At 59.9% G+C, this 10646-nt stretch carries 4 protein-coding genes; 3 read left to right on the top strand and 1 reads right to left on the bottom strand.

Annotated elements, in window-relative coordinates:
• The first annotated feature begins 56 nt into the window (after positions 1 to 56).
• From ACILSL_RS09895 to ACILSL_RS09885, 3 genes are read left to right on the top strand one after another with little or no spacing between them, the layout of a single operon-like run.
• Positions 57 to 3644: a PVC-type heme-binding CxxCH protein gene (locus ACILSL_RS09895; protein ID WP_395731857.1), complete on the top strand. Its 3588-nt coding sequence runs from the start codon at positions 57 to 59 to the stop codon at positions 3642 to 3644.
• A gap of 53 nt (positions 3645 to 3697) precedes the next feature.
• Positions 3698 to 7495, top strand: a complete 3798-nt coding sequence (locus tag ACILSL_RS09890; RefSeq protein WP_395731856.1) for a translocation/assembly module TamB domain-containing protein — start codon at positions 3698 to 3700, stop codon at positions 7493 to 7495.
• 22 nt (positions 7496 to 7517) lie between these two features.
• Positions 7518 to 9554 carry an outer membrane protein assembly factor gene (locus ACILSL_RS09885; RefSeq protein WP_395731855.1) on the top strand — a complete coding sequence of 679 codons (2037 nt, stop codon included), beginning with the start codon at positions 7518 to 7520 and terminating at the stop codon, positions 9552 to 9554.
• A gap of 1 nt (position 9555) precedes the next feature.
• Here the strand turns inward: ACILSL_RS09885 and ACILSL_RS09880 are convergent, their stop codons facing one another.
• A complete protein-coding gene (locus ACILSL_RS09880) occupies positions 9556 to 10461 on the bottom strand; it encodes a DMT family transporter (RefSeq protein ID WP_395731854.1) in 906 nt (301 codons plus the stop codon).
• Positions 10462 to 10646: the final 185 nt, after the last annotated feature.

Here is a 10646-nt window from a genome sequence, read left to right as displayed (position 1 = left end):
TGCGCATGCATCCGGCTCCGAGCCGCCTTTGGTGCGCCCCGAACTTTTTTCTGACCATGCGCCTCCTCCCCCTGCTTGCTCTTTTTCCTCTGCTGGCCTCCGCCGCCGAACCGGTGTCTCTGTTTGATGGCAAGACGCTCAAAGGCTGGGATGGCGAGACGACGAAAGTCTGGCGGGTACAGGACGGGGTGATCGTGGGGGGCTCGCTGGAGGGGAATCCGCAGAACGAATTCCTGACTGCGAAGAAGGTGTACCGGAATTTCATCCTGCGGCTGGAGTACAAGCTGGAAGGGACGGAGGGCTTTGTGAATGGGGGGGTGCAGTTCCGCAGCGTGCGCATCGCACAGCCACCGAATGAGATGAGCGGCTACCAGGCGGACATCGGTGCGGGCTACTCGGGCTGCCTGTATGATGAATCCCGCCGCAAGAAGATGCTGCTGCAGCCGGCGAAGGAGCTGATCGAGAAAGCGGAGAAGCCGGGCGAGTGGAACACGTATGAAATTCGCGCCGAGGAGCAGCGCATTCAGTTGTTTGTGAACAAAGTGCGCACCGTGGATTACACAGAGCGTGAACCGGGCATCGATTTGAAGGGGCTCATCGCCCTGCAAATCCATGGCAAGTGCAAGGCTCAGATTTCCTTCCGCAATATCACCATCGAGGCGCTGCCGGACGCGCTGGTGCCGGAGGAGAAAGATGTGCTGAACCGCTTTGGCAATCCGGGGGCTGCGGTGGCCAAACATGAGGCGTTCAAGGATGGCAAGTTTGCGCTGGAGCAGGACGAGGTGATCGTGATGGCAGGCCAGGAGAACCTGGTGCGCGAGCAGAAGGTGGGCGAATTTGAGGCGGTGTTCGGCACGGCCTTCGCGGCGAAGCAGCCGCGTTTCCGCTCGATGGCCTGGGAAGGTGACACGGTGTATGAGCAGTGGCGGGATCTGAACTTCGGTGACTGGAAGGCGCAGCTCGATGCTGCGGGAGCGGGCATTGTGATCGCGCAGTTTGGGCAGACGGAGTCGTTTGATGGGGTGAAGCGGCTGGCGGAGTTCAAGTCGGCGTATCATCGGCTGCTGGACCAGTTTTCCGCGCAGACACCGCGGCTGGTGCTGGTTTCGCCGATGCCGTTTGAAAAGCCCACGGCATCGCATGCGCCGGACATCACGCAGCGGAATGCCGATGTGAAGGCGTATGCTGAGGCGGTGCGTGAGATCGCGAAGCAGCGTGGGGCGGTGTTTGTGGACTTGTTCACTCCTTTGTCCGCACCGGCCGCGAAGGCACGCATTACGGATGACGGGCTGCACCTGAATGCGCTGGGACTGCGCGTGGTGGCGCGGGAGATCGCGCAGCAGCTTGGGGCTTCAGCGAGTGATGCCGATGACCTGACGGCAGTGAAGGCGGCAATCGTGGAAAAGAACCGCCTGTGGTTTGACTGCTGGCGTCCGGCGAACTGGTCGTTTGTCTATGGCGACCGTGTGACGCAGATGTTTGGAAAGCCTGCGCAGGATGCGCCTTCGCTGCGTGAGAGCTTTGAGGAACGCAAGCCGCTCGTGGCGAAACTGGACGCGCGCATCCATGCGCTGGCGAAGGGCGAGAAAGTGCAGGAAGAGCCCAAGGCGGAATCTCGCGTGGTCACGGAGACGGTGCTCACACCGGAGCAGCAGATGGCGTCTTTCACGGTGGCGGAAGGGTATGAGATGAATCTGTTTGCCTCCGAGGCGGAGGGCGTGGCGAAGCCGACCCAGTTCTCCTGGGATGAACGCGGGCGACTGTATGTGGCCTGCTCGCCGACGTATCCGCAAACGCGGCTGGGCATCAAGCCTTCGGATTTCATCCTGGTGCTGGAGGACACGGATGGGGATGGCAAGGCGGACAAATCCACACGTTTTGCGGAAGGTCTGACGATGGTGCAGGGCGTGGAAGTGGGCGCGGGCGGCGTGTATGTGTGTGACTTCGACCAGATCGTGCATCTCAAGGACACGAACGGGGACGGCAGGGCCGATGAGAAGACGGTGCTGCTCTCCGGCTTTGGCATTGGTGACACGCACCAGCTTGCGAACTCGATCTGTCATGGTCCGGATGGGGCGCTGTGGTTCACGCAGGGGCTGCATGCGTTTTCACGCGTGGAAACGGCCTGGGGGCTGGCGCGGCTGGAGAAGGCAGGCGTGTGGAAGCTGAACCCGCGCACGCAGAAAATGGAAGCCTACTTCAACGGCGGCAAGGCGGGGCACAACTGCTGGGGCGTGGCGTTTGATGACTACAACCAAGTCTTCCACAAGAGTGGCGACAGGCCTGTGGGCTATTACAGCGTACCGGGGCTGGTGGCACTGGCAGATCCGGATGAGTATCATCCCACAGGCGCGTTGTTTGACTCGAATCCGAAGACGAACAGCCTGGAATTCATCGGCACGAAGGCGCTGCCGGATGACATTCAGGGATGCGCGCTGATCGGTGGGTACTTTGGCAATGTGGTGGAGCTGCACCGCCTGGAAGACGATGGCTCCGGCTTCAAGAGCACGCAGCTGCCGAAGCTGGTGAAATCGAGCGACACTTCGTTTCGGCCCGTGGATGTGAGCATCGGGCCGGATGGCGCCATGTACCTGTGCGACTGGTTCAATCCGGTGATCGGCCACTACCAGGCCAGCTACGCGGACCCACGGCGTGACCGCTCGCATGGCCGCATCTGGCGCATCACGACCAAGGGGCGCGCCCCAATCAAGCAACCGAAGCTGGCGGAGATGAAACCGGCGGAACTGCTGGAGCAGCTGAAGTCACCGGAGCGCTGGACGCGCTACCAGGCGAAGCGCCTGCTGTTTGATGCACCGACGACGGAAGTGCTGAAGGCGGCGAATGAATTCATCGCGAAGAACGAGGACGAGCATCTGCTGATGGAGGTGTGCGGTGTGTATGAATCACATGAGTCGCCGAACGCGGACCTGGTGAAGCGTTTGATCAAGGCCAAGGACGCGCGCGTGCGTGCCTATGGGGCCAGAGCGACGGAATCACTAGAACTGCTGACCCAGGCCGTGCGGGATGAGAATCCCCGCGTGCGCCTAGAGGCCGTGGTGGCCTGTGCCCATGTGAACAAGCCCGAAGCTGTGGAAGTGGCGGTGCAGGCCCTGGACAAGCCGACGGACAGGTTCATTGATTATGCCCTCAAGCAGGTGGTTAAGAGCCTGAAACCTCAGTATGTACCGGTGCTGGCCAAGCTGAGCTTTGGCGGCAATTCCAAGCAGGCTGAGTATGTGAAGAAAATCGCCAGTGCGGCGGCGGTGGTGGATCATCCGGGCAAGGCGGTTTATGATGCGCTGTGCCTGAACTGCCACCAACCCGAGGGCAAGGGCCTACCAGGCATCTATCCCTCCATCGCAGCCAGCGACTGGGCGGCGGGAGATCCGGCGCGGCTGATCAAAATGCTGACCCACGGCCTTAGTGGGCCGATCCGTGTCAATGGCGAGAAATTCAAGCAGCTGGCCCCCCTGCCCATGCCCCCCATGGGGCTGAACGACCAGCAGGTGGCCGATGTGCTGAGTTACGTGCGGGCTAATTTCGGCAACAAGGCCCCCGCCGTGACGCCCGAGCAGGTGAAAACCGTGCGCGCGGCCACTGCGGACCGCACCGCGCTGTGGACGGCGGAAGATCTGGCCAAGTAAAAGGATTCACGGCCTAGCATTGAACTTGCTGCGATCTGAGGCATCGAATGTGCGTGCCTTCTACTGCTCCCCAAAAGACCCGCCGCTGGTGGAAATGGATCAAACGACTGCTGCTGGCTGCTTTTGTGCTGCTGGCACTGGCAGTCTTTTTCCATGAGCCGCTGCTGCGCTGGGCTGTCGGCTACGGCGGCTCCAAGGGAGCCGAGATGGCCGGAATCAAGCTGAAGTGGCAGGTGGATGGCTCGGTGCTGCGTGATTTAAAGCTCAGTCACATCGATGCCAGCGGATCGCTGGTGGAGCATGCGACGATTGGCAAAATCGAAGTGAACTACGACACCTGGACCTTTCTCAAGACCCGCAACATTGACATCGTGAAAAGCGTGGTGGTAAAGGACGCAGATGTGGCGCTGGATCTGCGCAAACTGGCAAAAGACGAAAAGATCGTCGTGAAGGTGAAGCAGCCGGCATCTGGCAAGCCGCCGCCGCTGGTATGGCCGAAGGTCATCGACATCGAGAATGTGAATGCCGAGGTGACACTGGCGGATGGAAGCAAGATCACGGTGCGGGGTCTGACGCTGCGGGTGGGCGAGGGCATGCCGGGAATTTTTGAACTCGCTGAATTCAAAATGGAACCGGGAGATCTGCGCGTCGCGAATGTGAAGGCGCAGGTGCAATGGGGAGAACGCATGATGACCATCTCAGGACTTGACCTGCCGTATGGCGCGAAGCTGAACTCATTCGCGGTGGATCTAAGCGAATGGGACAAGGATGCAGCCGGCATCAAGGCCGATGTCGGCATGGGCAAAGCCACCGTGGTTGTCGAAGCGCTGGCACGCGGGTTGTTTGGCGGCAGTTTGCAGACGAAGGCCGATGTGCGGGTGCGTGATCTGGCGTCGGTTGAATTGCAGGCCTTGAAACTGCCGAAGGGTGTCGAGTTCGGACCGTTGAAGGTGGATTTGCACGCGGAGGGCGATCCACTGAAACCGATGACGCTGGCGGCGAATGGGCAGATCAGCATTCCTGATGTGCGGGCTGCCGGGGCGATGCTGGACTCGCTCACGATCGCACTGGAGGCCAAAGACGGCATGGCACGCGTAAAAGAACTGAAGGTGCTGCGCGGTGTGAATGAAGTGGAGGCGGAACTGGAGGCAAAGCTGGCGGAAGACGTGATGAAGTCGCCGTGGACAGCGCAGGTGAAGGCGAAGATTGCTGATGTGACTCAGCTGCTGGCACAGCCTCCGCCGGCAAGCGGATTGATCGAACTGACAGCCAATGCCAAGGGAATCGGCGCCACGCCAACTCAGGTCGCCGCGCAGGTGAACGGCACGGACCTGGTTTTTGAAACATATAAGCTGCCCAAGCTCGCGATGCTGTTGAACCTGGATGGGAAGGAGGCAAAGGTGAGCATGCCTGCGCTGATGCTGGGCGCAGGAAACCGCGTGGATGTGAATGCGGCGATGACGATGGACGATGCGATGCCGGTGAATGCACAGTGGCAGATTCAAATTGATGATCCGACGGCTTTGATGAATACAGTTGGGCTGCCGCCGCTGGAGAAACCGCTGAAAGCAAAGATCGCCACAACGGGCAAAGCCGCCTTCAAGGTGACCGATGTGATGAATCTGGAAGCCGATGTCGATTTCAACGTGAAGGAAGGGCGCTTTGGCGATGCACCGCTGCCCCAGATCGAAGTGAAGATGAATGTGGCCAAGGGAGAGGCCACCTTGCAGCCGTCCCGCATCGTGGTGGACGAGAAGAACCAAATCGAACTTCAGGGCAAAGCGAAGCTGAAGGCCCCTTGGGGATTTGATTTGAATGGAGACATCACGCTGCCAGTGCTCGCGAGTTTGAACCCTCTGCTGGCCGCCGTGAAAGCACCTGCCCTGGAGTCTGGCAGTCTCGCCATGAAGCTGAATGTCAGCGGCGACGCCAGTCCGTGGCGCGGTGAAGGCCGTATCGAAATGCAGGTGGCCAAGGCAAAGATGGCAGGCATGCCGGAGGCGGCCGATGTGGATTTAAAGACGACGTTTGCGGGCACCACGGCGCAGATCGAGACGATGCAGGCGGTGCTGGGTCCGTGGAAGCTGCTTACCAAAGGCACGGTGACAAACAAGGAGGCGCATCTGAGCGAACTGAGTCTATGGCAAAAGGACCGGCAGCTGATGAGCGGACATGCGCATGCGCCGTTTGATGTGATGCAGACCGGCGTGGCTGATGGCGTGCCGCTGGATGTGGTGCTCAATGCGCATGAACTGCCGATCCATGACATCGCGGCGGCAGCCGGGGTGAAGAGCGTGCCACCGGGATTGCTGAGTGTGGATGTGAAGATCGGCGGGCGGCTGGATACGACGGATGCGGCGGTGAAGGTGGGGGTGAAAGACCTGAAGGCACCGGGCCTGCCCAAGTCGTTTCAACCAGCCTCTGCCGATGTGCTGATGACATTGAAGAACAACCAGCTGGGGCTCGATGTGAAGGTGGTGCAGGCGCCGGTGCAGCCTTTGACATTAAAGGCGACCGTGCCGGTGGTGCTGACGAAGCTGATCAAGGAGCCATCACTCGCCATGGATCTCCCCTTGAAGGCCACTCTGGACCTGCCGGAGAGCGACCTGAGTTTTGCGCGTGAGTTTGCTCCTGAGATGGTGAGGTCTGTACCGGCGAAATTAAAGCTGCATGTGAGCGTTGGGGGTACGGTCAAGGCCCCGCTGATTGATTCGGAGCTTAATCTGAATGCGCCGGAGATCGATTTCGTGAGTGCGGACATGCCGAGCGTGCATGATTTGCGCGTCAAGATACATTCCCATGACCGCAAGGTGACACTGGAAAACATCTCGGTGATGCTGGCCGGTGGCAAGGTGCATGCGAGCGGGATGCTGGACGCCGCCAACACCCAAGACCCAAAGTTTGACCTGAAGATGGAGGCGCGTGAGGCGCTGGTGATGCGAAACCCCACTTCCAGCGTGCGGGCGAATGCGGATATTGCGTGTGCAGGTACTTCGAAGGCGGCGCGTGTGAGCGGCATGGTGGAAATCGTGCGTGGTCGTATTTTTCAGGAGGTGAACCTGCTGCCCAACGTGACGGGCATGATCCAGCAGGGAGAAAAACTGCCGCCGCCCCCGCCTTCGACTTCGAAGATCGATCAAAAAGTGGCGCTGCCGCCGATGCTGAAAGACTGGACGTTTGATCTGAAGGTGAAGACGCATGATCCGGTTGTTATCGCGGGCAATCTGATGAACGGGGCCATTTCGGCAGACATCGCGGTCGGAGGCACGGGTGCTGCACCACGTGTGACGGGCTTTGCGAATGTGGACCGCATGGTGCTGAAACTGCCATTCAGCCTGCTGAAGATCACGAAGGGCGTGGTGACGATGAATCCTGACAATCCATTCACGCCGAAGCTTGATGTGCGTGGTGAATCACGCGTGGGCAGCAATGACATCACCCTGTACGTCTATGGCGATGCTTCAAATCCCAAAACTCGTTTCACCAGCACACCACCGCTGTCAGAGGCAGACATCGTGACGCTGCTGGGCACAGGCATGACTCTGGGAGGCGACAATGCGCAGATGGCAAGCGAGGCGATGACGCGCGCGGCGTTTCTGGTGATCGCCGAGACCTATCGTAAAATCTTCCACAAGAAAAAGACGGTAAGCCCCGATCCGCCGCGACTGCACACGACATTCAATCCATCAGGCGCAGACCGTACGAATGACAGCATGCAGGCCATGTATGAAATCACCCCCAAAGTCAGGTTCATCGGCCGCTTTTCGCAGTCGGGGCGCATGAAGGCGCTGCTGGGGTATGTGCTGCGCTTTGGCAAGGCTGCAAGAGCCATGGATGAAGACCCACAGTAAAATGACAAATGACGAAAACAGAATGACGAATACCGGCCTGATGGTTTTGCTGGGGCTGTTTTGCGTACTGGGAAGCGCCTGGGGATATGAAGTGCGTTTTGGCCAGACCACCGTGCGTGTGGACGGCGTGGAGGCGGCACAGTGGGAGGATCTGCGCAGCATGCTGATGGACCAGCTGACACTGAACGGAGGCGGTGCGCCCGGTGAACCGCTGGCGGATGACCTGGCGTTTTTTGTGCGCCAGCATTTCATACGGGAAGGATGGCCGGAAGCTGAAACGGCATGGAAATTGGAATCCGGAGGCATTCACCTAACCGTCAAGCCAGGCAAAGAAGTGCGTGTGGGAACGGTGACGCTGAAAGGCCAAATGCCGCTGCCTGAGGAGGAGCTCAAGAAGTACCTGATGAAGCCCACGCTGGAACGTGAAGAGGTGGACAAAAAACTGCCGCAATGGGTGGAGGCGGACATGCAGCAGGGCGCCGGGCTGGTGCAGCGGCGTCTGCGCGCCGAGGGTTACTTAAATGCGGAGGCAGTGCTGCTGCCCGCACCGACCACCGGCGCTGACATGCGGCGTGACCTGACCCTGGAGATCAAACCGGGCCCCAAGTTTATCTTTGGCCAGACATCCATCACGGGATCTCCGCCGGAACTGGAGAAACTGACTCAGGCGGAGATGACAGAGGCAAGCGGCACACCCTTCAATGAAGCGCGGGTGCAGCAGATCCAGAAACGTCTGGATTCGATCTGCGCCGAACATGGCTGGCTCCACTCGATGACGACAGCGGACTACGCGCTGGGCAAGTCAGGTGGCACGGTGGATGTGGTGTTTCGTGTGCAGGCTGGTGAGCGTGTACGCATCACCCGTATTACGACGCATGACGCCTTCAGCCGCGGAGCCAAGCGCGTGCTGCTGGCCAAGTTCAAGCCGCTGACGGGCAAGATTTACGAGGCTGAAGAGGCTGACTTTTTCTTCAAGCGGGCCCTGGATACGGGAATGTTTGCTCTGCTGGACACGAAGGTGCTGCCTGAGAATGGTGACATGGCGGCGGGCAATCTGCGCATCACAGGCGAGGAGACGAAACCGGTGACGGTGGGTTTTGAGCCAGGCTTTGACACCTTCCTCGGCCCGCAATTTGGCGTGACTTATAAAAACACGAACTGGCGTGACACGGGCAACACGCTGGCGGCGGAACTGAGCTACAGCATGGCGGGCCCGGTGGGCTTTGTGAGCCTGACCAACCCGGCGGTGTTCAACACCCAGCATTCAGCGACGACACGGCTCGCATTGGAACAATTCAACCGCTTTGAATATGACCGCATCGGCACGGCGCTGAGCCTGGATGTGGCAAGGCGCGTGGATCAGGCGCTGAGCTATTCGCTGTTCATCGGCACGACAGCGAACACCGTCAGCTCCAAGGTGCTGACACTGCCCCAGACAGGACCCACGAACTACTCGCTGATGAACGTGGGTGGAAACGTGATGTATGACCGACGGGACAGCCCGGTGCTGCCCAAGAAGGGCTGGTATATCTCCGGGCGGATCGAAAGCTCCACGGATGCGCTGGGTTCCGGCGTGAGCTTTGTGCGGTCGGATCTGCGTGGAGCCTGGTATATCCCGATCACGAAGAAGTTACGTTTCGCCACGGGCGCTGAACTGGAAACCATTCAGGGAGCGACCGCTGACAAAATCCCCATCGACAGCCGCGTGTTCAACGGCGGGCCGTACAGCGTGCGCTCTTTCGGACAGCGCAAGCTGGGCCCCGTGACACCGGGTGGAACGCCGCTGGGCGGGACATCGGCGCTGTTTGCCAGCGCTGAACTTTCGTATGAGGTCATAACCAATTTGGAATTCGCCATCTTTGGAGACATCGGCAGCCTGGGCCAGGGAAACAACTCCTCTCCCCTGTCCTATTCCTCAGACTTCCACGAGGCCATCGGCGCGGGCTTGCGCTACAAGCTGCCGTTTGGCCCGATCCGCATCGACTACGGGCACAACCCCAACCGCCGCGCTGGAGAGCAGAGCGGATTCCTGCATGTGACGGTGGGGTTTGCCTTCTGAGTCACGCCTTGGCGGTTTTCCTGGAGAAACCACCCACGACCGTGTGATAGCTGCCCCAGAGCACAAGCACGCCGCCCATCGCCTGCGCGAAGGTGAAGGGTTCGGCAAACAGGGAGATGCTTGAGAGTGAGATGACGACGGGAACGGTCATCTGGAAGGCCCCGCCCGCCGCGACAGAGAGAAAGCGGAAGCCCTCCGTCATCGCCAGCTGACCGACGCTGGCGCACAATGCAGCAGCCGTGAGCAACACCACATCCATCGTGTTCAACGACGAGAAATGAGCCGCGGCCAGCGGCAATGAAAGCAGCAGCGCGTAAATGCACTGCGATGAAAAGATGGTGGCGCTGGTCTCCGTGCGTGTGAGCTGACGAATCACGACAACAACCGCCGCAGCCAGCACGGCCCCCGTAAGCGCGATCATTTCATGATGGCCAAACTGGGCCATCGTGCCCGGCGCCAGCCCCGTGAGCAGACTCAGACCGGTCAAGGCCAGCAGAATGCCGAAGAGCTTCACCCAACCGAGCCGCTCATGCAGAACAAAGGCGGCCATGATGGCCGCAAAGATCGTCCAGGTGTTGCCGATGAGTGTGGCCTTGCCGGCTCCCAACGGCCCGATGGTGGTGTAGTAAGCCGCTGTACCCAATGCCCCAAGCACGCCGCGCGAAGCCAGCAGCCAGCTTTGAAACGAGCGCCGCAATTTCAATGTCCCTGCGGGAGCAAAAAGAACGATCGTCAACAGCAACCCGACGGCCGCACGAAAGGTCATCGACATCCACGGATCGATATTGCGATGGGAGGCGAGATCCTTCAGCAGCAGCGCATTGCCGGAAAAACAGGTGAGCGAAAGCAGCATCGCGCGGGCGCCGCGCCAGGCATGGTGTTGGAGTTGTGTATCAGGGGTGCTCATGGAGGTGCCGGTCTGAGGGCTGCCTTCTGGCATCATATCTGATTTTTATCTCGTAATGATGAGCGCATTTCGCGCAGGGTCCTCAAACCGTGGGGTCAGGCATGCCAAAGGGCGCGCACCGTTTTTACAACGGCGCGAATCGCAATTCGGCTGGCAGGTTTGAGGTTCATCAGACACGTGAGGAT

Source organism: Prosthecobacter sp., assembly GCF_044222345.1.
Taxonomy (GTDB): Bacteria; Verrucomicrobiota; Verrucomicrobiia; order Verrucomicrobiales; family Verrucomicrobiaceae; genus Prosthecobacter.
This window is presented reverse-complemented; position numbering and strand designations above follow the sequence as displayed.